14 protein-coding genes are annotated in these 20,104 nt (G+C 72.7%); 6 read left to right on the top strand and 8 right to left on the bottom strand.

What is annotated here, in order from left to right; all coding sequences use genetic code 11:
- Window positions 1-17: 17 nt before the first annotated feature.
- From AC3ANN_RS10340 to AC3ANN_RS10330, 3 genes are read right to left on the bottom strand one after another with little or no spacing between them, the layout of a single operon-like run.
- Window positions 18-1,838 carry a gamma-glutamyltransferase family protein gene (locus AC3ANN_RS10340; protein ID WP_488337321.1) on the bottom strand — a complete coding sequence of 607 codons (1,821 nt, stop codon included), beginning with the start codon at window positions 1,836-1,838 and terminating at the stop codon, window positions 18-20.
- Between the two features lie 22 nt (window positions 1,839-1,860).
- Complete coding sequence (locus AC3ANN_RS10335) at window positions 1,861-3,318, bottom strand: aminopeptidase P family protein (protein ID WP_488337320.1); 1,458 nt, start codon at window positions 3,316-3,318, stop codon at window positions 1,861-1,863.
- A 39-nt stretch (window positions 3,319-3,357) separates the two neighbouring features.
- Window positions 3,358-4,380 carry an endonuclease/exonuclease/phosphatase family protein gene (locus tag AC3ANN_RS10330; protein WP_488337319.1) on the bottom strand — a complete coding sequence of 341 codons (1,023 nt, stop codon included), beginning with the start codon at window positions 4,378-4,380 and terminating at the stop codon, window positions 3,358-3,360.
- A 74-nt stretch (window positions 4,381-4,454) separates the two neighbouring features.
- Here AC3ANN_RS10330 and AC3ANN_RS10325 point away from each other — a divergent pair, with 74 nt between their 5' ends.
- Complete coding sequence (locus AC3ANN_RS10325; RefSeq protein WP_488337318.1) at window positions 4,455-5,318, top strand: PHP domain-containing protein; 864 nt, start codon at window positions 4,455-4,457, stop codon at window positions 5,316-5,318.
- Window positions 5,319-5,363: 45 nt separating this feature from the next.
- Here the strand turns inward: AC3ANN_RS10325 and AC3ANN_RS10320 are convergent, their stop codons facing one another.
- A complete protein-coding gene (locus tag AC3ANN_RS10320) occupies window positions 5,364-5,783 on the bottom strand; it encodes an SHOCT domain-containing protein (protein ID WP_488340815.1) in 420 nt (139 codons plus the stop codon).
- Window positions 5,784-5,910: 127 nt separating this feature from the next.
- Window positions 5,911-7,431 (bottom strand): DEAD/DEAH box helicase, encoded by a 1,521-nt coding sequence (locus tag AC3ANN_RS10315; protein WP_488337317.1) that lies wholly within the window; start codon window positions 7,429-7,431, stop codon window positions 5,911-5,913.
- Between the two features lie 174 nt (window positions 7,432-7,605).
- Here AC3ANN_RS10315 and AC3ANN_RS10310 point away from each other — a divergent pair, with 174 nt between their 5' ends.
- Window positions 7,606-8,319 (top strand): ferritin-like fold-containing protein, encoded by a 714-nt coding sequence (locus AC3ANN_RS10310; protein ID WP_488337316.1) that lies wholly within the window; start codon window positions 7,606-7,608, stop codon window positions 8,317-8,319.
- 36 nt (window positions 8,320-8,355) lie between these two features.
- Here the strand turns inward: AC3ANN_RS10310 and AC3ANN_RS10305 are convergent, their stop codons facing one another.
- Together AC3ANN_RS10305 and AC3ANN_RS10300 are read right to left on the bottom strand one after the other, a co-directional pair.
- Complete coding sequence (locus AC3ANN_RS10305; RefSeq protein WP_488337315.1) at window positions 8,356-8,646, bottom strand: hypothetical protein; 291 nt, start codon at window positions 8,644-8,646, stop codon at window positions 8,356-8,358.
- 9 nt (window positions 8,647-8,655) lie between these two features.
- Complete coding sequence (locus AC3ANN_RS10300) at window positions 8,656-8,880, bottom strand: DUF3107 domain-containing protein (protein WP_488337314.1); 225 nt, start codon at window positions 8,878-8,880, stop codon at window positions 8,656-8,658.
- A gap of 190 nt (window positions 8,881-9,070) precedes the next feature.
- Between AC3ANN_RS10300 and AC3ANN_RS10295 the strand changes: the two genes are divergently transcribed.
- Both AC3ANN_RS10295 and AC3ANN_RS10290 read left to right on the top strand, forming a co-directional pair.
- Window positions 9,071-12,238: an ATP-dependent helicase gene (locus AC3ANN_RS10295; RefSeq protein ID WP_488337313.1), complete on the top strand. Its 3,168-nt coding sequence runs from the start codon at window positions 9,071-9,073 to the stop codon at window positions 12,236-12,238.
- The gene (locus tag AC3ANN_RS10290; RefSeq protein ID WP_488337312.1) at window positions 12,235-15,555 is read left to right on the top strand and encodes an ATP-dependent DNA helicase; all 3,321 of its coding nucleotides are present in this window, start codon (window positions 12,235-12,237) and stop codon (window positions 15,553-15,555) included. The genes AC3ANN_RS10295 and AC3ANN_RS10290 overlap by 4 nt, the downstream gene beginning before the upstream one ends.
- 61 nt (window positions 15,556-15,616) lie before the next feature.
- Here the strand turns inward: AC3ANN_RS10290 and AC3ANN_RS10285 are convergent, their stop codons facing one another.
- Window positions 15,617-16,972 carry a phosphotransferase gene (locus AC3ANN_RS10285; protein ID WP_488337311.1) on the bottom strand — a complete coding sequence of 452 codons (1,356 nt, stop codon included), beginning with the start codon at window positions 16,970-16,972 and terminating at the stop codon, window positions 15,617-15,619.
- 76 nt (window positions 16,973-17,048) lie between these two features.
- Here AC3ANN_RS10285 and nudC point away from each other — a divergent pair, with 76 nt between their 5' ends.
- A complete protein-coding gene (nudC, locus tag AC3ANN_RS10280; protein ID WP_488337310.1) occupies window positions 17,049-17,963 on the top strand; it encodes an NAD(+) diphosphatase in 915 nt (304 codons plus the stop codon).
- A complete protein-coding gene (locus tag AC3ANN_RS10275; protein WP_488337309.1) occupies window positions 17,960-19,750 on the top strand; it encodes an ATP-dependent helicase in 1,791 nt (596 codons plus the stop codon). Before nudC ends, AC3ANN_RS10275 begins: the two co-directional genes overlap by 4 nt.
- Window positions 19,751-20,104 lie beyond the last annotated feature (354 nt).

The following is a 20,104-nucleotide window of genomic DNA, read 5'->3' as shown; positions in this document are numbered from 1 at the left end:
AGCAGCGGCGGATCCGCTCAGCGGCCCGCCGCGTAACCCTGCATGCCGCGCGGATTCGCCGCCGCCCACAGGACGCCCGTGGCGGCGTCGCGTCCTGCCGCCGACACGCGTCCGAGGGTCCAGTCGCCCGCGCGCGTCACAGCATGGCCGCGTCTCTCGAGCCCCTCGATGACGGCGTCGCCCAGCCGGTTCTCGACGACGGCGCCGGCCGGTGTCCAGGTGCGCGGCCAGAACGACTCTGGCATCGCGGTGGTGTGCAGCGCGGGGGCATCGATCGCCTGCTGCGGCGTGTAGCCGCCGACGATGATCCGCAGCAGCGCGAGGAGCTGCCACTGATCCTGCTGGTCGCCGCCGGGCGACCCGATGGCGAACTCGGGTGCACCGTCGCCGAGCACCAGCGTCGGGGTGAGCGTCGTGCGCGGGCGACGGCCCGGCACGAGGGATGACGGGTGCCCCGGCTCGAGCCACGTCATCTGCAGGCGTGTGCCCAGGCAGAAGCCGAGCGCGGGGATCGTGGGGGAGGACTGCAGCCAGCCTCCCGACGGCGTCGCCGAGACGATGTTGCCCCAGCGGTCGATCACGTCGAGGTGGCACGTGTCGCCGCGTGTCTCGCCGCGGCGCCCGATGGGAGCTTCGCCGCGGGCGACCGTGGGCTCGCCCGTTCCGGCCGCGCCGGCACCGTAGGTGGTGCGCAGCGGCGGATGGAAGCCGGACCGGCCGCCTACCGTGCCGGGCCGGAACTCCGCCGAGGCGCGTTCGCCGATGAGTTCGCGGCGCGCGGCGAGGTAATCGTCGGCCATGAGGGCCTCGAGGTCGACCTGGGCGTCTCCGAACCACGCGTCGCGGTCGGCGAGCGCGAGCTTCTGCGCTTCGAGGATGGTGTGCGCGCCGAGCTCCTGTGAGGGATCCAGCAGGTCGTCGGCGAGCGGTTCGAGGAGCGCGAGCGTCTGCAGCAGCGCGGGACCCTGCGTCCACGCGCCCGCTTTGGCGATGATCCGGCCCCGGAACTCGCGCGCCACCGCCGGCTCGTACCCCGCCTCGAACGCGGCGAAGTCCGGCGGCCCGATGACGCCGGCATGCAGCGCGCCGTCCGAGTGCCGGTGTGGCTCGGCGAGGAACGCGGACGCCTCCTGCGCCACGATCCCGGTGCGCCACTCCCGCCGAGCGGCGTCGATGCGGGCCGCACGGCCCACCGGGCCGTCGTCGCGCACCGTGCAGGATGCGTGGACGAGCCCGTCCAGCACGGCGGCGTACGCGGGATTGCGCACGACGGTGCCCGCGGCAGGGGGCTCACCGTCCGGCATCCACAGCGCGGCCGACGTCGGCCAGTCGTCGCGGAAGAGCTCCGCGACGCGGGCGATCGTGGCGGCGGCCCCGGCGACGAGCGGATGCCCGTCGCGCGCGTAGCCGATCGCGTAGCCGAGGACGTCCGCGAGCTCCCACGTGCCGTGGTCGCGCAGCAGCAGCAGCCATGCGTCCACGGCACCCGGGACGGCCGCCGCGAGGGCTCCTGCGCCCGGCACGAGCTCGAGGCCCTCGCCGCGGTAGTGATCGATCGTCGCGCCGGCCGGCGCGGGGCCCTGGCCCATCAGCACGGTCGGGGCCGCGGCATCCTGTTCCTGGAAGATCGCGACCAGATCGCCGCCGGGACCGTTCAGATGCGGTTCGACGACGTGCAGCACGAACGCCGCCGCAGCGGCGGCGTCGAACGCGTTGCCGCCGCGCTCGAGCACGGACTGAGCGGTCGCGGTGGCGAGCCAGTGCGTCGACGCCGACATGCCGAACGTGCCCGACAGGGTGGGGCGTGTGGTGAACGCGGAGGGCGCGGTGTACGTCACGAGCGGATCGCGTGCCGCGGGTTCAGCGCGCCGGGTTCAGCCGGGCGATCCACGCCTCGACCTCGTCGGCGGTGCGCGGGATGGCGGCCGACAGGTTGACGGGCCCGTCGGCGGTCATGAGGATGTCGTCTTCGATGCGCACGCCGATGCCGCGGTATTCCTCGGGCACGGTGAGGTCGTCGATCTGGAAGTACAGCCCCGGCTCGATCGTGAAGACCATGCCCGGCTCGAGCAGGCCGTCGTAATACATGTCGCGGCGCGCCTGCGCGCAGTCGTGGACGTCGATGCCGAGGTGGTGGCTCGTGCCGTGCACCATGTATCGCCGGTGGTGGCCGCCACGGTCGGCGTCCAGCGCCTCCTGGGCGGTGACCGGCAGGAGGCCCCACTCGGCGACGCGATTGGCGATCACGGTCATGGCCGCCTCGTGGATCGAGCGGAACTTCACTCCTGGCCGCGCCGCCGCGAAGGCGGCGTCGGCCGCCTCGCGCACCGTCTCGTAGATCTTGCGCTGGATGTCGGTGAAGCGACCGCTCACGGGGAGCGTGCGGGTGATGTCGGCGGTGTACAGACTGTCGATCTCGGCGCCCGCGTCGATGAGGATGAGGTCGCCCGGCATCACGGCGCCGTCGTTGCGCGTCCAGTGCAGGTAGCAGGCGTGAGGGCCGGATGCCGCGATCGTGTCGTAGCCGACCGCATTGCCGTCGCTGCGCGCGCGCTGGTGGAACACGCCTTCGACGATGCGCTCGCCACGGGGGTGAGCGAGGATGCGCGGAAGATTCGCGACGATGTCGTCGAAGCCGTTCGCCGTCACCTCGACGGCCAGCTTCATCTGCTCGACCTCGTACGCATCCTTGACCAGGCGCAACTCGGACACGAAGCGCGTGAGGTCGTCGTCGTCGTCGAGGACGACATCCCCGTCCAGCGACTCGAAGTCGTCTACGTGCGCCGTGGCGATGCCGAGATCGGCGGCGACACCCGCCAGCGCGGGCCTCGGGCCGATCCAGAACTCTCCGATCGAGGCATCCGAGTAGAACTCGCTCGTGGTGCGGTCGGCGCGCTCGCGGAAATACAGCGTGACGTCGTGGCCGCCCGACGTGTTCGGCTCGAACACCAGCACCGAGCCCGGCTCTGCGTCCGAGGCCCAGCCGGTCAGGTGCGAGAACGCGGAGTGCGCGCGGAACGGGTAGTCGGTGTCGTTGCTGCGCTGCTTGAGCTCGCCCGCCGGGATCACGAGCCGCTTGCCGGGGAACGCCGCCGACACTTCGTCGCGACGCGACGCGGCGAACGCGGCCTGCGGGCGGGCGGGCGGAGTCGACTCGGGACGCTCGGCCCAGCCGGTCGAGATCGTGTCGAGGAATCCCTGCCCGTAGGGCTGGCGGCGGTTGGTGGTCGTCGAGGTCTCGGTGGTGGAAGAGCCGGCTTCGGGTGCGGCGATCGTGTCGCCCGCGGGGCCCGTGGTCCGGTCGGCTGCGCTGCTCATGCGTCAAGTCTGGCACGGCCCGCACCCGGCGGGCAGGCGTCAGCCGGCGGGCTCGTACTGCACGATGAGCGGCCGGTGGTCGGAACCGGACTCGTCGAGCGAGCGGAGCACGAGCGAGCCGGAGGCGCGCCAGTGCCGCGATGCCATCACGTGGTCGATCGGTGCCCCGAGGAGCGGGGGGAAGCCCACCGACCACGTTCCGAGCGCACCGTTCCCGGTTGCGAGCGCACCGTCGGTGCAGTGCCCGAGAGTGGCTCCGCCGACGCCGAGACCCGACATGTGGTCGACCGTCGCATTGAAGTCGCCCGCCATGATGACGTTCGCGTCGCCGCACTGGTCGGCCAGCCACCGCAGGTCGTCGCGCCAGTTCTGCATGTAGCTCGGGCGGGGCGCCACCGCGTGCACGGCGACGACGATCGGCCCCTCGCCGGTGGTGGGCATCGCCACCGCGCTCGGGACCGTGGAGGTGTTGCTCGTGCCGTCGAGCGACGACTCGATGACCGCGTAGTCGCCGAGCTCCGGCGAGATGAGCAGCGTCGTCGACCCGGCATCCCACTCCGTGGAGGGGTCCTCGGCGTGATGCGCCCACATCCGGTGCCCGAGGTCGCGCATCGCGATAGCCACCTGCTCGCCGGTCTCGATCGTCGTCTCGGGGAGGGCCACGATGTCGGCGTCCATGGCGACCGCGATCTTCGCGATCGTGTCGGGCGAAGTGGCGGGGCCCGCGGTGTTCCACGTCATCACCCGCACGCTCGCCTCGGTCTTGGCAGGCAGAGGCTCGGTGCCGGTACCGCCGCGCGCGACGACGATCGCCCCGTTCGCGATCGCGCCGATCCCCGCGACGAGGGCCATCGCGAGCGCGAATCCGCGCACCGGCCGCGCGATCGCCACGAGCAGCGCGACGAGGAGAGCCGCGGCGAAGGCCAGCACCACGACCCCGCGGAACGACACGATCTGGGCGATCGGGAAGATGCGCTCCACACGGAAGAAGCCGGGCCACGTGACGACCGCCACGGCGATCGCGCACAGCGCGGTCACGAGGATCCCGAGCAGGCGAAGCACGTCGGCGACTCTATGCGAGCAGGCTGGGAGATCCGTAAGCACGCTGCCGCGCGCCGCAGCGATACGCTCGAAGGATGCCGGGCACGCAGCGCTTCGAGGGGCCGAGCGATCTGCACCTCCACTCGGCGTACTCCGACGGCACTCAGCCGCCCGCCGAGGTGATGGCATCGGCGCACGCCCACGGCCTGCGCACGGTGGCGCTCACCGACCACGACACCACGTCGGGCTGGGCGGAGGCTGCCGAGGCCGCGGCATCCCTCGGCATGACGTTCCTGCCGGGGATGGAGCTGTCTGCGCGGCACGAGTGGCGCAGCGTCCACGTGCTGGCGTACCTGCCGGATCCCGATGAGCCGGCTCTCCGCGCGGAGACGACGCGGATCCGGTCGTCGCGGCTCGATCGCGCGCGGCTGATGGCAGACCGCATCGGGCGCGACTACGACGTCGTGTGGGACGACATCCTCGCGCAGACCACGGACGGGGCCACCGTCGGCCGGCCTCACATCGCGGACGCGCTGGTCGCACGGGGCCTGGTGCGCGATCGCGCCGAAGCGTTCTCGGGCATCCTCAGTCCCGGCGGCGACTACTACGTCGCGCTCTACGCCCCCGATCCGGTCACCGCCGTCGAGCTCGTGGTCGGCGCCGGGGGAGTGCCGGTCATCGCGCACCCCGCCGGCCGTGCGGGCCTGCTGCCGGGGAAGCTCCTCGAGCGGATGCTGCAGGCCGGCCTCGCCGGCTTCGAGCTGGGCCATCGCGAGAATCGCGAGCCGGGCTTGCGCACGCTGCGGGACCTCGCGGCGGCCCGCGACCTGATCGTGACCGGCTCCAGCGACTACCACGGCCTGGGCAAGCCCAACCAGCCGGGCGAGAACACCACCGACGACGCGATGGTCGCCCGCATCATCGAGCGTGCGACCGGCAACGCCCCCGTCTACCCGTGACGGGAGACGAGGGCGCTGCAGGGTCCAGCGGGTGTCAGCAGAATCTCAGCCGAGGGCCTTGGCCTTCAGCGCGTCGTACTCGGCCTGCGAGATCGTGCCGGCGTCGAGCAGCGACTTGGCCTTGGCGATCTCGTCGGCCGGGCTCGCGCCCGAGGCGCCGCCTGCCACGGACTTGATGTAGGCGTCCTGCGCCTGCTGCAGCTGCTGCGCCTCCTTTGCGCTGCGCTCCGCCATGCCCCTGCCGCGCGCGATGAGGTAGATCAGCAGCGTCAGGAACGGCACGAAGATCAGGAAGATGATCCAGACCGCCTTGAGCCAGCCGTTCAGCTTGTGATCGCGGAACAGATCGCCGATCACGGCGAACAGCGCGAACAGGTAGGCGACGAAGAAGAACGCCCACAGGAACCACCAGATGATGTCCCAGAACGATCCCCAGAAGCCCTGGTACTGGTACCCGGTGTTCATGACTTCGATGAAGTGCACGATCGGCCTTTCTAGAATGCGAGGTCACGACGCGAAAAAGCGTCGCTCGCGCTCACGATAGCGCTGATGCGGGCATCGGTGGGGGTGCAGATCGCATGAAATCCTGTGCTCAGGCGCCGACGGGCGCACCGCCGGCCGGAGCCGCGCCCCCGCGACGACGGCGCCGCCGGCGCGGGGCCGGCCGGCCGTCGTGGTGCTCCTTGCCCCCGCCGTCGTGCGTCCCGCCGCCCTCGACCGGACGCGGTGCGTCGTCCTGGGCGGTGCGCGCACCGTCGCGCGCGACGGTGGCCGGTGCGCCCTCGATGAACGTCGAGCCGACGCGGTCGCCCGAGCCGCCGGAGCCGCGGCGTCGCCGACGGCTGCGCGCCGGGCCGGTCGCGGCGGCCTCGGCCGCGGCATCCGTCGCCTTCTCGGGCTGGGTGCGCACCGCCTGGGTCTTCGGCGCGGTCGCGATGCGCCCCTTCGTGCCGTGGGGGATGTCGAGGTCGGAGAACAGGTGCGGGCTGGAGGAGTAGGTCTCGACGGGCTCCGGCTGGCCGAACTCGAGCGCGCGGTTGATGAGCGCCCACTTGTGGAGGTCTTCCCAGTCGACGAAGGTCACCGCGATGCCGGTCTTGCCGGCACGGCCGGTGCGGCCGGCACGGTGCAGGTAGGTCTTCTCGTCGTCGGGGATCGTGTGGTTGATGACGTGCGTCACGTCGTCGACGTCGATGCCGCGCGCGGCGACGTCCGTGGCGATGAGGACGTCCTTCTTGCCGGCCTTGAACCCGGCCATCGAGCGCTCACGCGCCTCCTGGCTCATGTCGCCGTGCACGGCGCCGGCGTTGAAGCCGCGGTCGTTGAGCTCGTCGACGAGCCGCTGCGCAGCGCGCTTGGTGCGCGTGAAGATCACGGTCTTCCCGCGCCCTTCGGCCTGCAGGATGCGCGCGATGACCTCGTCCTTGTCGAGCGAGTGCGCGCGGTAGACCAGGTGGCGGATGTTCGCCTGCGTCAGTCCCTCGTCGGGGTCGTTGGCGCGGATGTGGATGGGGTTCGACATGAACCGGCGCGCGAGGGCGACGATGGGCCCCGGCATCGTGGCCGAGAACAGCTGCGTGTGCCGCGCGGCGGGAAGCTTCGAGAAGATCTTCTCGATGTCGGCGAGGAACCCGAGATCGAGCATCTTGTCGGCCTCGTCGAGCACGACCTCGGTCGCGTTCGACAGGTCGAGCAGCCGCTGGTTGTTGAGATCGATGAGACGGCCAGGCGTTCCCACGACGATCTGCGCGCCGGCCTTCAGCTGGTCGATCTGACCCTCGTACGCCTTGCCGCCGTAGATGGCGACGACGCTCGTCGAGCGATTCGAGGTCAGCATGTCCATGTCTTCGTACACCTGCACCGCGAGCTCGCGCGTCGGCACGACGATGAGCGCCTTGACACCGGGCGCGGGGTCGATGCCGAGGCGCTGGACCACGGGGATGCCGAAGCCGAACGTCTTGCCGGTTCCGGTCTTGGCCTGCCCGATGATGTCCTGGCCGGGGAGGCCGAGAGGGATGGTCTGCTCCTGGATGGGGAACGCGTCGATGATGCCCTTTGCGGAGAGCGCGTCGACGATGTCCTGATCGACGCCGAGGTCGGCGAAGGTCGTCACGATGTAAGCCTGTCCGGCAGTGAGATGCTGCCTGGTCCGTGCCCTGGCGCGGTGACGAATGCCCCTGCGCGGGCGGAAGTGCGATCCACGCCCTTCTCTCAGCCACAGGCGCGGGCGCCCCGATCCGACGCCGGGGCCGGGGTCCACGATACCGGACGCCTTAGGCTGTCATGCGTGGTGAAGTGGTTCTGGCAGCGGCGTGAGGGCGGGCGCAAGCTTCAGCTCCGCTCGCGCGACGAGCTGAACGGCGCGAATCGCGTCGACTTCGAAGAGCTCGCACCCGACATCGACACATTCCTCGGCCAGGCCGCCTACCTTCAGCTCGGGTTCTTCGAGACGCTCAGCGAGCTCATCCAGACGACTCCGGAGCTCGCCGAGAAGGAGGCCGTCTCGCGAGCCGCGGGGGCCGCGCTCACCAAGCACGAGGCGCTCGTCGCGCTCATCCGCGAGCGCGGCGACGACCCGACCGCCGTCATGGCGCCGTTCCGCGAGCCTCTCGACGCGTTCCGCACGGCCACGCACGGCGTCCGGCCGCAGGAGACCATGCTGTCGGTGCACATCACCGCGGGCATGCTCGACGACTTCTACCTCGCGCTCTCCGCGAGCTACGGCGAGACGGGCGACCAGGTCGAGCGCATCCTCCAGGCCGACGACGACCGCCAGGCCATCGTCGACCTCATCGCGCAGGCCATCGCGAGCGATCTCGAGCTCAAGTCGCTGCTGGCGCTGTGGGGACGCCGGCTCGTCGGCGACACGCTCCTCATCGCCCGTGCGGCGCTTCGGCCCACGACACTCGTGGCGGCGCACCAGGAGAAGGTCGAGCCGGTGTTCACCGAGCTCATGGCGGCGCACTCCCGCCGCATGGACGCGATGGGCCTCGCGGCCTGACGCGCTCGGGCGGAACCTGACGCCGTCGGGTCCGGGTCAGCTGATGCCCAGGCGCTCGCGTTCGCGGGCGTCGCGCGCGACGCGCACGCGCGACGTGAGGAGGATCGCCGGGTAGGTGACGACGATCGGCACGACGAGCGCCGCCAGCCACGGCCACGGCGTGTCGACGCCGATGCCCGCCCACGTGAGGATCGTCCACGCGAGCCCGGCCGACACCGCGCCGATCATGGGGGCGAGGACCACGCCGCGCGTCAGCCGCTGGTGGAGCTGGAAGTGGATGCCGACGCCGATGACCGCGCCGATGATGAAGGCGAGCAGGATCTGCATGTCGCTCCGTCAGGCCACGAAGCCCACGCGCCGGGACTCCTCGGTGCCCAGCTCGATGTACGCCAGACCCGCGGTCGGCACGATGTACGACGTTCCCTTCGCGTCCGCGAAGGTCACGTGGGTGGCGCCGGCGTCGAGCGCGGCGGCGACGGACTTCTTGACCTCGGCAGCCGACTCGTTCGTCTCGAAGTTGAGCTCGCGGCCGGTGTTCGCGATGCCGATGCGGATCTCCACGTGACTGACCTCCTGCGCGGGGCGACGGTGTGTGTGCCGAAAGGCTGAGGGCTCCCCGGGCGCATGGCAACTCTACGACACGCCGGAGGACCCTCCGCCCGTCCGCGCGCGCCCGCCGAACGCTCTGGGCGAACGCCGCACGGGGGCGGCGCGACCGCCGATGTCGCCTCTTCGCGCTACCGTCGACTGCATGCTGGCTGACGCGGGACTGGCTCCGGAACGAGCCCGGACGACGTACGCTCCGGATGCCGCGCAGCGGGCCGTCATCGAGCTCCCGGCCGAGGCATCCGGTGTCGTCGTCGGTTCTCCCGGGTCGGGAAAGACCGCGACGCTCGTCGCCCGCGTGGCGGCGCTCGTCGAGGCGGGCATCGACCCGGATGCCGTGCTCGTGCTGACGCCGTCGCGGCAGACGGCCACCGCGCTGCGCGACCGGCTGGGGCTCGCGGTCGACCGGGCGACCGCAGGGCCGCTGGCGCGGTCGGTCGCCTCGTTCGCTTTCCAGCTCGTGCGTGCGCACGCGGTGGCGGTCGACGCCGATCCGCCGCAGCTGCTGACCGGCGGCGACGAGGACCAGATCATCCGGGACCTGCTCGAAGGGGATGCCGAGGACGAGGCGGCCGGCGCGGCGCGATGGCCGGACTGGCTCGGTCCCGGCATCCGCGCCACGGCGGGCTTCCGCACCGAGGTCCGCACGTTCCTCGCCGAGTGCACGACGCTCGGCATCGAGCCGGCGCGGCTGCGCGAGCTGGGGGAGCGTCACGACCTCCCGGCATGGACGGCTCTGTCGTCGTTCTTCGCCGAGTACCTCCAGGTGCGGGCGGGCATGCGGGGCGCCCACCGGGATGCGGCGGGGCTCGTCCGCGAGGCCGTCGGCGTGATGCGCTCCGCGCTCCCCGGCATCCCGGCCATCGACCGCGTGCGCGCGGTGCTGGTCGACGACGCGCAGGAGCTCACGCTCGGCGGCGTCGAGCTGCTCGAGGCGGCGCACGCGCGCGGCGCTGCGGTGCTCGCCTTCGGCGATCCTGATGTCGGTTCCGGGGCGTTCCGCGGTGCGACGCCCGAGAACTTCGCCCGTCTGGCGGCGTCTCTCGGCGCGGTGCACGTCCTCCCCGACGCGCATCGCGGCACGGCGTGGCAGCGCGAGCTCGTCCGCGGGATCACGCAGCGCATCGGCGCGGTCGGCGTCGTCGCGCACCGGATGCCGCCCGCCGACGTCGACCCGGACTCCTCGGTGCGCACGCTCACGCTGCGGTCGACGGCAGAGGAGTACGACGCGATCGCGAGGCTGCTGCGCGAGCGGCATGTCCACGACCGAGTGCCGTGGGCCTCATGCGCCGTGATCGCGCACGACACGCGCCAGGTCGCCGCGCTCGAGGCCGAGCTGTCGGCGCGTGAGGTGCCGGCCCGCTCGAGCGGTCCAGGGCGGGCGCTGGGGGCGCTGCGGCCGGTCGCCGACATCCTGCGCATCATCGACCTCGCCGCGCGCGACGAGTGGACGTTCGACGACGTCTCGGCGGTGCTCCTCGGGACGTTCGGCCGCCTCGACGCCATCGAACTGCGGCGCCTTCGATCGGCACTGCGTCACGCCGAGCTGCGCAGCGCGCACGAGAGAGGGGCGGATCAAGAGCGGTCGGGACGCGACCTCGTGGTCTCGGCGATGCGTCAGCCGCTCGAGTTCGACCTCGTCGACACCCGCGAGGCTCGCCGCGCGGCGACGCTCGCGCACACGGTCGCCGCCCTCCGCGAAGGGCTCGACCGCGGCGCCACTGTGCACGAGCTGCTGTGGACCGCGTGGGACCGCAGCGGGCTCCAGCGGGCGTGGACCGAGCTCGCCCGCGGCAACGGACCGCTCGCGGACCAGGCGAATCGCGACCTCGATGCCCTCGTGGCGCTGTTCCAGGCCGCGAAGCGATTCGTCGAGCGCTCGCTCGACGCCGACCCGCGCGTGTTCGTGCGATCGATCCTCGACAGCGGCGTCGCCGAGGACCGCCTCGATGCGCCGACGCGCGACGACAGCGTCCGCATCCTCACGCCCGCGGGCGCGCTCGGCCTGGAGTTCGACACCGTCATCGTGGCGGGCGTGCAGGACGGCGTGTGGCCCAACACGCGCCTGCGGGGGAGTCTGCTCGACACGTGGCGGCTCGCGGATGCCGCGACCCGGGCCGACGGCGAGACCGCTGCGCCGTTCGACCGGCGACGGGCGGCGATGCACGACGAGCTGCGACTCCTCGCCCGTGCACTCTCTCGCGCCACCGCGCAGGTCGTCGTGACCGCGGTCGACGACGACGACACCGGCCCGAGCGTGTTCTTCGAGCTGCTTCCCGACCCCGAGCCGTTCCCGCTCGACCACCCGCTGTCGCTGCGGGGTCTGGTCGCGCGCCATCGGCGGACACTCACGGATACGGCGTCCCCGCTCCCTGCGATCGAACGCGCAGCCGGCCAGCTGGCGCTGCTCGCGGATGCCGGTGTTCCGGGTGCCGCCCCGCGCGAGTGGTACGGCGTGCTGCCGCCGACATCGACCGGACCGCTGCGCGATCTCTCTCTCGAAGACGTGCGCGTCTCTCCGTCGCGGCTGCACGCGCTCGAGGAGTGCGAGCTCAACTGGGTGATCGGCGATCTCGGCGGCGATCCCGGAAGCACGACGGCGGGGCTGGGCACGATCATCCACGCGGCGCTCGAGCACGCGCAGGGTTCGGACGAGGCCGCACTGTGGGCCGAGGTCGAGGCGCGGTGGGGCGAGCTCACGTTCGAGGCCGCGTGGCGCGACCGGGCCGAGCAGACGCGCGCACGCGATCTGGTGCGGCGCCTGCACCTCTACCTGCACCGGTTCGAGCAGGCGGGCGGGCGGCTGATCGGCGCGGAGCCGCACTTCGAGGTCGCAATCCCGCTGGAGGATGCGGCACCCGCGACAGAGATCCCGGCCGGAGAGCAGCACCGCGTGCTTCTCTCGGGCTACATCGACCGGGTCGAGCTCACCCCCGAGGGCACCGTCGTCATCATGGATCTCAAGACCGGCAAGCGCGAGCCGCAGACCGACCCCAAGGTGCTCGACAATCCTCAGCTCGCGGCCTACCAGCTGGCGTTCGAGTCCGGCGCGATCCCCGAGGCCGTGGGCCACGCGCCCGGCGGTGCGAAGCTCCTGGTGCTGCGTCCCACCGCGACGAAGTCGGACTACGCGACGCCCTGGCAGCCGCCGTTCGACGACGAGCGTCGCGCGGCCTTCCTCTCCCGCATCCGCGCCGCCGTCTCGGTCATGCGGGGCACCACGTTCACGGCGCCGTACGAGGAGCACTGCCGCGACGACCACTCGTACGGGCTCTGCCGCATCCACACGATCGGCGCGGTGAGCGCGTCATGACCGCTGCGTCAGCGCCCGCGCTGTCGGCGCGGGTCATCGCCGCAGCGCTCGGCCAGTTCCCGCCGACCGACGAGCAGACCGCCGTCATCGAGGCGCCGCTCGAGCCGGCACTCGTCGTCGCCGGCGCCGGCAGCGGGAAAACCGAGACGATGGCGTCACGCGTGGTGTGGCTCGTCGCGAACGGCCTGGTGCGACGCGACGAGGTGCTGGGACTCACGTTCACGCGCAAGGCCGCGGGAGAGCTCGCGGAGCGCATCCAGAAACGCCTTGCGAGACTGGCCGAGTTCGAGCGGCGCGGCCTGCTGCCGTGGCTCCCCTCGCTGGCCGACGAAGGGCACCTCGCCGTCTTCGGCGAGCTGGAGCGTTCCGGCGCCGACGGGGACCGCGGCGGCGCCGCACGGCACGAGGCGATGGACGCTCTCGCGCGCGCGGTCGGCGCCCTCCCGCAGACGTCGGACGACGACGCTCTCCTGCACCGCCCGACGGTCGCGACGTACAACAGCTTCGCCGACCAGATCGTGCGCGAGCACGCCGTGCGCATCGGGAGGGATGCCGAGGCCGCCGTGCTGTCGGAATCCGCGGCGTGGCTGCTCATGCGGCGGGTCGTCTTCGCTTCCGACGACCCGCGGCTCGAGACCCGCGGGGAGGCCGTGCGCTCGATCGTCGACGCCGCGCTGCGGATCGCACGCGACGGCGTCGACAACCTCGTCGACTTCGATGCGCTCGCGGCGTTCCCCGGCCGCTTCCGATCGGTGCTCGAGCTGCCTTCGACGCGAAAAGGGACCGTCGTGTACGCCGAGGTGACCGAGGCGGTCGAGAAGGTGGGCGCTCTCGCGCTGCTGTCGGATCTCGCACGCGAGTACGACGCCGAGAAGCGGCGGCTCGGCGTCATCGACTTCTCGGATCAGGTCGCGGGCGCCCTCGAGGTCGTCTCGAGCCACCGCTCCGTCGCCGAAGAGCTGCGCAACCGGTATCGGGTCGTGCTGCTGGACGAGTACCAGGACACATCGGTCGTGCAGACCGATCTGCTGGCCGCGCTGTTCGCGGGCACCGGGGTGATGGCGGTCGGCGATCCGCACCAGGCGATCTACGGCTGGCGCGGCGCCAGCGCCGGCAATCTCGGCGGGTTCGCCGCGGCCTTCGCGCCGGGCAGCGCGTGCGCGCAGTACTCGCTCCTCACGAGCTGGCGCAACAGCGAGTCCGTCCTCACGGCCGCCAACGCCGTGCTGGCCCCGCTCGCGGCATCGGCTGCGGTCGCGGTCCAGGAGCTGCGCCCCCGGCCCGGCGCGCCGTCCGGTGTCGTCGAGCTGGGGTTCGACGCAGACCTCGACACGGAGGCCGATCGGGTCGCCGCGTGGTTCGCGCGGGTCCGCTCCGAGCGCGCCGCGCAGGGCCTCGCGACCACCGGGGCGATCCTCTTCCGCAGCAAGAAGCACATGGTGCGCTTCGGGGACGCGCTCGGCCGCCGCGGAATCCCGCATCGCATCCTCGGGCTCGGCGGGCTGCTGTCGACGCCCGAGGTCGTCGACGTGGTGTGCGCCCTTCGAGTGATCAGCGACCCGTCGGCCGGGTCGTCCCTCATCCGGCTGCTGGCCGGTCCGCGGTGGGGCATCGGTCTGCCGGATCTCCGCGAGCTCGCCGCCCTTTCGCGCCGCATCGCCCGCCACGACTCGGCGCTGCAGCCGCTCGCCCCCGAGGTCGTCGAGCGCATCCGCGGCAGCGCGGGGGACGACGACGGCTCCCTCGTGGATGCGCTCGACTTCGTCCTCCGGCACAGCCCCGACCACGGCTGGCTCGCGGGGTTCACGCCGGACGCGCGCGAGCGGCTGCGCGAGGCGGCATCCGTCTTCGCAGGGCTCCGTCAGGCGAGCGGGATGCCGATCCCCGACCTCGTCCGCCTGGTCGAGCTCGAGCTGCGGCTCGATGTCGAGCTGGCGGCGAACGAGGCCCGCGGTCCGGCGCGTGTCGCTTCGGCGCAGCTGCGCGCGTTCGTCGACGAGGTCCATGCGTTCCTCGCCGCCGATGAGACGGGCTCGCTGTCGAGCCTTCTCGCCTGGCTCGAGCACGCCGAGCAGCTCGACGAGTTCGCGCCCCGCACGGAGCCGCCCGAGGCCGACGTCGTGCAGCTGCTGACGATCCACGGCTCGAAGGGCCTCGAATGGGACGCGGTCGCGGTGGTGCGCATGGTGAAGGACGAGCTGCCGAGCGCCCCCCGTGACACCCGGGCGTGGCTCGGCTTCGGCGTGCTGCCGTACGCCTTCCGCGGCGATGCCACGTGGCTGCCCACACTCGCCTGGCAGTCGGCGGCGACGCAGCAGGACCTCAAAGCCGCGATCGAGGCGTTCGTCGAGGCCAACCGGCAGCGCCAGCTCGAAGAGGACCGGCGTCTCGCGTACGTCGCGGTGACACGGGCGCGCGAGCACCTGCTCCTGACCGGCTCGCACTGGTCGGGCACGAAGCGGCCGCGTCCGCGCAGCGTCTTCTTCGCCGAGATCGCCGACGCGCTCGGGGTCGAGCTGGCCGACGACGAGCCCGGCGACGACCCGTATCAGGGGGAGCGCCGGGTGCTGCAGTGGCCCATCGACCCGCTCGGCGCACGCCGCCAGACCGTCGAGCGGGCCGCCGCGACGGTGGACGCCGCGCTGAGCGCGTCCCGACCTGAACTCGATCGGCAGGCGGCGCTGCTCCTCGCCGAGCGGGATGCCCGCCACGCGCGGCCGGCCCGCACCGCCCCCACGCGCATCGCGGCGTCGCGCTACAAGGAGTACGTGGCTGACCTCGAAGGCACGCTCGCCCGGATCGCCAGGCCACTGCCGGAACGCCCGTTCCGCCAGACCCGGCTCGGCACGCTCTTCCACGCATGGGTCGAGCAGAGATCCGGCCGCGCCGGACTCGGCGGGTCGCTCGACGACGCCCTGTGGGAGCTCGACGACGACGCGCCCGGGACGGAGGCTTCGACCGAGGATGCCGCTGCCCTCGCCGCGCTGCGCGAACGGTTCCTCGCCTCGGAGTGGGCCTCACTCCAGCCGATCGAGGTCGAGACCGAGATCGACTTCACGACCGTGGGGCCGGACGGGCTCCCGCACATCGTGATCTGCAAGCTCGACGCGGTCTACCGTCGCGACGACCGAGACGGACGCATCGAGATCGTCGACTGGAAGACCGGTGCGGCGCCGCGCACACCGGCCGAGAAGCAGGAGCGGATGCTGCAGCTCGAGCTCTACCGTCAGGCGTACCACGTGAAGCACGGCGTGCCGATCGACGAGATCGATGTCGCCCTGTACTACGTGGGCGAGGACGTCATCCTTCGCGGCTGAACCCTCGGCCGTGCCCGAGTGCCTCGTCCGCGGCCGCGTGACCCGTCGGCGTGCCGGCGTCTCAGTCGGCGAGCCAGCGTCGCAACGCCGCCTCGGATGCCCGCTCCGCATCGGCGGCGGCATCCGTGTCGCCGGCGCCGTGCACGCCACCGGCCGTCGGCGCAGCGTCCCCACCCGCCGGCGGGCCGGGCGGCACGGACGCGACCGGGAGGTCGATGGGGGCGGTGGATTCGTCGTCGAACAGCGCGGCGGGCGCCTGCTCGACGTGGTCGCCCGTGGGCGAGCCGGTGTCGGCGGGAGACCCGGCGACGGCGTCGGTGTCGGCATCCGTCGCCCGCGACTCGTCGTCGAGCTCGTCCGCGACCCACTGCGCGAGTTCCTCGGGATCGTACGCGTCGGTCTGCATGGAGGTGTCGATCGCGGGCGGTGCGGCGCCCGGCACGCGGTCGAGGAGCGCGATCGCGTCGTCGACATCGAGCGCGGCGTCCGGCACGAGCTCGTCGCCGGCGACGCCCGCCGCGAGCGACTCGAGAAGGGCGACCGCGTCGGCGACGATGTCGTCGCGTGCCGAGTCGTGGCCGTGGACGAGCCACTGCGCGAACTCGAGCTCGGCGTAGAGCCGCGCGCGTTCCCGCGTTCGTGCGTCGGGAGCGCGGTCGCTGCCGGCGACGTAGGCGCCGTACACGTCGTCGGCAGCGTCGGGCGCGGAGGCCAGCCACTGCAGGTCGGTCGCCGGATCGCCGATCGACAGACCGTGCCAGTCGAGAAGCCCGGTGACGGTGGGCACACCCTCGATGTCCTCGAACAGGAACGACGCGGCTCCGGCGCCCCCGAGGACGACGGACGACTCGAAGCGCCACAGGTCATCCGTCTCGGTGGCGCGGCGCCAGCGCGTCTCGAGCGACGTCGGAAGGCGGCGCGTGGCGGTCGCCCGGTCGATCAGGCGGACGACGTCGGCACGCACCTGCGACGTCGTGCGGGCGGGAAGGCCTTCGGCGCGCACGACCGACTGCGGAAGCGAGTGGAGCGCCGCGAGCGCAGCGCCGAGCGACGTCGCCGCACCCCTGCCGGGAGGCAGGTGTGCCGCGTCGACCCGGTAGCCGGGGAGGAAGTCGACGACGACGGCGCGCGAGTCGCCGAGGCCCGTCTCGCCGAGAAGCTCGGGCGCACGGAAGGGCAGCAGGCCCCTCACGCCCGGGGTCAGCGCCCGGAGCGCGCGCACCTCGGCGGCCAGTTCCGGCACCGCGGAAGCGTCGGCCGGCACCCGTACGACGACGCGCCGGCCGTCGTCGAGCTCGGCGACGGCGGAGTCGTAGCGACCGGTGGAGCCCTCGGTGAGCGCACCGACTCCCACGACCCCGACCCGCGGCAGAGCCGACGTGACGGACGCGGCTAGAGTGAGGGGAGAGCGTGCCATGTGCCCAGGGTAGGTCGGCGACGCTCGTCCGTCCCCGCGCCACGCCCGGCCCCATCCACGAAGCGGAGCATCCTCGATGACGGCGCCCGACAGCACGCGTCTCCCACCGCTCGCGCGTGCGGGGCTGGATCGCGCAGCGGCCGAGCGCGGCACCGAGGGGCTCGTCGAGAGGGCGCGTGCGGATGCATCGACCCGTGTGCTCGTGCTGTCCGATGACGCGGCGCCGCTGGCGTCGCCGAGCGAGCTGCTGTGGGTGTCGCCGGCCGATGTGCCGGGCGCCGCCGAGTGGGCGTTCCTCGGACGCCACGACGACGGCGCCGCCGCGCTCGCGGCCGTGTTCCCGGCGCAGCCGCACGAGCCGTTCGCTGCCCCCGCCGGGTGGGCGGGGCTGCGCAAGGTCGGCGGCGTGCTCACCGACCTCGACGCCGGCGCCTTCGTCGAGGCGCTGAGTCTCGGACGGTGGCTGCTCGACGCGTCCTACTGCCCCGCCTGCGGCGCACTGACCGCCCTCGCCGATGCGGGGTGGTCGCGGGTGTGTCCGTCGTGCTCGAGGCAGCACTTCCCCCGCACGGACCCGGCGGTGATCGTGGCGATCACGAGCGCTCACGACCCCGACCTCCTCCTGCTCGGGTCCAACGCGCTGTGGGGCGCGGACCGGTACTCGTGCTTCGCGGGCTTCGTCGAGGCGGGCGAGTCGCTCGAGGCTTCGGTACGCCGCGAGGTGGAGGAGGAGTCCGGGATCGTGGTGGGGACCGTGTCGTACCGCGGATCGCAGGCGTGGCCGTACCCACGGTCGCTCATGGTGGGCTTCCTCGCCGCCGCGCTCGACGACCGCGCGGCCCGGGCCGATGGCGACGAGATCGCGGCGGTGCGCTGGTTCACGCGGGATGAGATCGGACGCGCGCTCGCGGGGGAGGGCGAAGTCGTGCTGCCCGGGCGCGCCTCGATCGCGCATCGCCTCATCGCGGACTGGCACGCGGAGGCGCCGTGAGCAGCCGCGCCCTCGCCGGACTCGACGACCGGCAGCTCGAGGCGGTCACCGCGCTGCGAGGGCCGGTGGTGGTGCTCGCCGGTGCGGGCACGGGGAAGACGCGCGTCATCACCCACCGCATCGCGCACGGCGTCGACACCGGCGCCTACTCGCCCGGCCGCGTCATGGCCGTGACGTTCACCGCGAAGGCGGCGGGTGAGATGCGCGGACGCCTGCGTGCGCTGGGCGTCGAGGGAGTCGCGGCGCGCACGTTCCACGCGGCTGCGCTGGCGCAGCTCAACTTCTTCTGGCCGACTCTCGCTGGTGACACCGCGCCCGCCATCGTCGACAACAAGGTGCGCCTGCTCGCGCATGCCGCGGACGGCATCGGACTGGATCCGGATGTCGCGACGCTGCGCGACGTCGCGTCGCAGATCGAGTGGCGCAAGGTCTCGATGCTCGGCATCGACGAGTACGCCGCGGCCCGCCCCGGCGGAGTCGGTCGCCTCGGAGTGGACCGGGTGGTCGCGCTTCAGCGTGCGTACGAGAAGCTCAAGGACGAGCGGCGGCAGCTGGACTTCGAGGACGTCCTCCTCGCGTGCGCCGGCATGCTCGAGGCCGAGCCCCAGGTGGCCAAGGCCGTCAGGGAGCAGTACCGGCACTTCACCGTGGACGAGTTCCAGGACGTCTCGCCGCTGCAGAACCGCCTGCTCGAGCTGTGGCTCGGCGACCGCCGCGACCTGTGCGTCGTGGGCGACGCGAGCCAGACGATCTACTCGTTCGCGGGCGCCGAGGCGCGGTTCCTCCTCGACTTCGACAAGAAGTACGAGGAGGCGCGACTGGTGCGGCTCGAGACCAACTATCGCTCGGACGCGCCGATCCTCGCGGTCGCCAACGAGCTCATGCGTGGCAGACCCGGCGCCCTTCAGCTGACCGCAGCTGGCTCCGACGACGGTGCTGCCGCCGTCGTCGAGGCCTCCACGGCGGTGCCGACGGTGACGGCGTTCGACGACGACCGCTCCGAGGCGCGCGCGGTGGCCGCGCGCATCGCCGCGCAGATCGCCGACGGCGTGGACCCGCGCGAGATCGCCGTGCTGTACCGCTCGCACGCGCAGTCGGCGGAGCTCCTCGCGGCGCTGGCCGACGCGGGCATCGCCGCCACGGTGCTCGGCGGACGCCGTTTCTTCGATCTGCCCGAGGTCCGCCAGGGCATCATGGCGCTGCGCGGGGCCTCGGTGGCGCCGATCGAGGGCGGTCTCGTCGACACCGTTCGCGACGTCCTCCGTTCGCTCGGTCTGACCGACGATCCGCCGCAGGCCGGGGGAGCGCTGCGCGACGCGTGGGAGGCGCGCGCCGCGCTGCTCCGGCTGGCCCAGGAGGCGCCCGAGGGCACCACGCTGCGCGCCTTCACCGACGACCTCGCCGCGCGGGCGAAGAGCCACGACGAGCCCGCGCGACGCACCGTCACCCTCGCGACGCTGCACGCGGCGAAGGGTCTCGAGTGGGGGCATGTGCATCTCGTCGGCGTCGCCGAGGGACTGCTCCCGATCTCGTACGCGACGACCTTCGAGCAAGTGGACGAAGAGCGCCGCCTCGCGTACGTCGGGATCACGCGGGCTGGGCGAACGCTGTCGCTGACGTGGTCCCGAGGGGGACGGGAGCGACAGCCGTCCCGCTTTCTGCGAGAGATCGGCAGCGGCACTCTGCGTGCGGCCGGTGCACCCTCACGTTCCGGTGCAGCGAGCCGGCGCGCAGGATCACCGAGCGGTTCCTCGGCTGCGCGGGGTTCCGTGCGCGCTCCTCGATGAGGCGTCCCGCCACCATCCCCGCCTCCCACGTCACCGCGCGGCCCGCATCGACCGGGCGCCCGATCAGCTGGGCGGCGACGGCCGGCCACGCCGGATCGTCGTCGCGGCGGTGAGCGGCCACGCACGACAGGCACGCCGTGACGCCGGGCGCGACCACCGGGCCGATCTCGGCCCCCGAGCCGGTCAGCACGACGGGGATGTGCGGCACGTCCTCGGACATCAGCGTGGTGACGGCACCCGGCGGGACCACGCGATGCGCCACGAGGACGAGCGCGGTCGATCCGGGGTCGAGGGTGCCGAGTCGGTCGAACGGGTGCAGCGTGTGCACCTCGTAGCCGGAGGCCGCCAGCCCTG

The organism is Microbacterium sp. STRO-2N (assembly GCF_057747775.1).
This window is presented reverse-complemented; position numbering and strand designations above follow the sequence as displayed.

Bases quoted from the DNA above. Each gene is read 5' to 3' on its own strand.
- AC3ANN_RS10325 (WP_488337318.1), top strand. From the start codon at position 4,455: ATGCCGGGCACGCAGCGCTTCGAGGGGCCGAGCGATCTGCACCTCCAC.
- nudC (WP_488337310.1), top strand. From the start codon at position 17,049: ATGACGGCGCCCGACAGCACGCGTCTCCCACCGCTCGCGCGTGCGGGG.
- AC3ANN_RS10290 (WP_488337312.1), top strand. From the start codon at position 12,235: ATGACCGCTGCGTCAGCGCCCGCGCTGTCGGCGCGGGTCATCGCCGCA.
- AC3ANN_RS10295 (WP_488337313.1), top strand. From the start codon at position 9,071: ATGCTGGCTGACGCGGGACTGGCTCCGGAACGAGCCCGGACGACGTAC.
- AC3ANN_RS10335 (WP_488337320.1), bottom strand. From the start codon at position 3,318: ATGAGCAGCGCAGCCGACCGGACCACGGGCCCCGCGGGCGACACGATC.
- AC3ANN_RS10285 (WP_488337311.1), bottom strand. From the start codon at position 16,972: ATGGCACGCTCTCCCCTCACTCTAGCCGCGTCCGTCACGTCGGCTCTG.
- AC3ANN_RS10320 (WP_488340815.1), bottom strand. From the start codon at position 5,783: ATGAACACCGGGTACCAGTACCAGGGCTTCTGGGGATCGTTCTGGGAC.
- AC3ANN_RS10305 (WP_488337315.1), bottom strand. From the start codon at position 8,646: ATGCAGATCCTGCTCGCCTTCATCATCGGCGCGGTCATCGGCGTCGGC.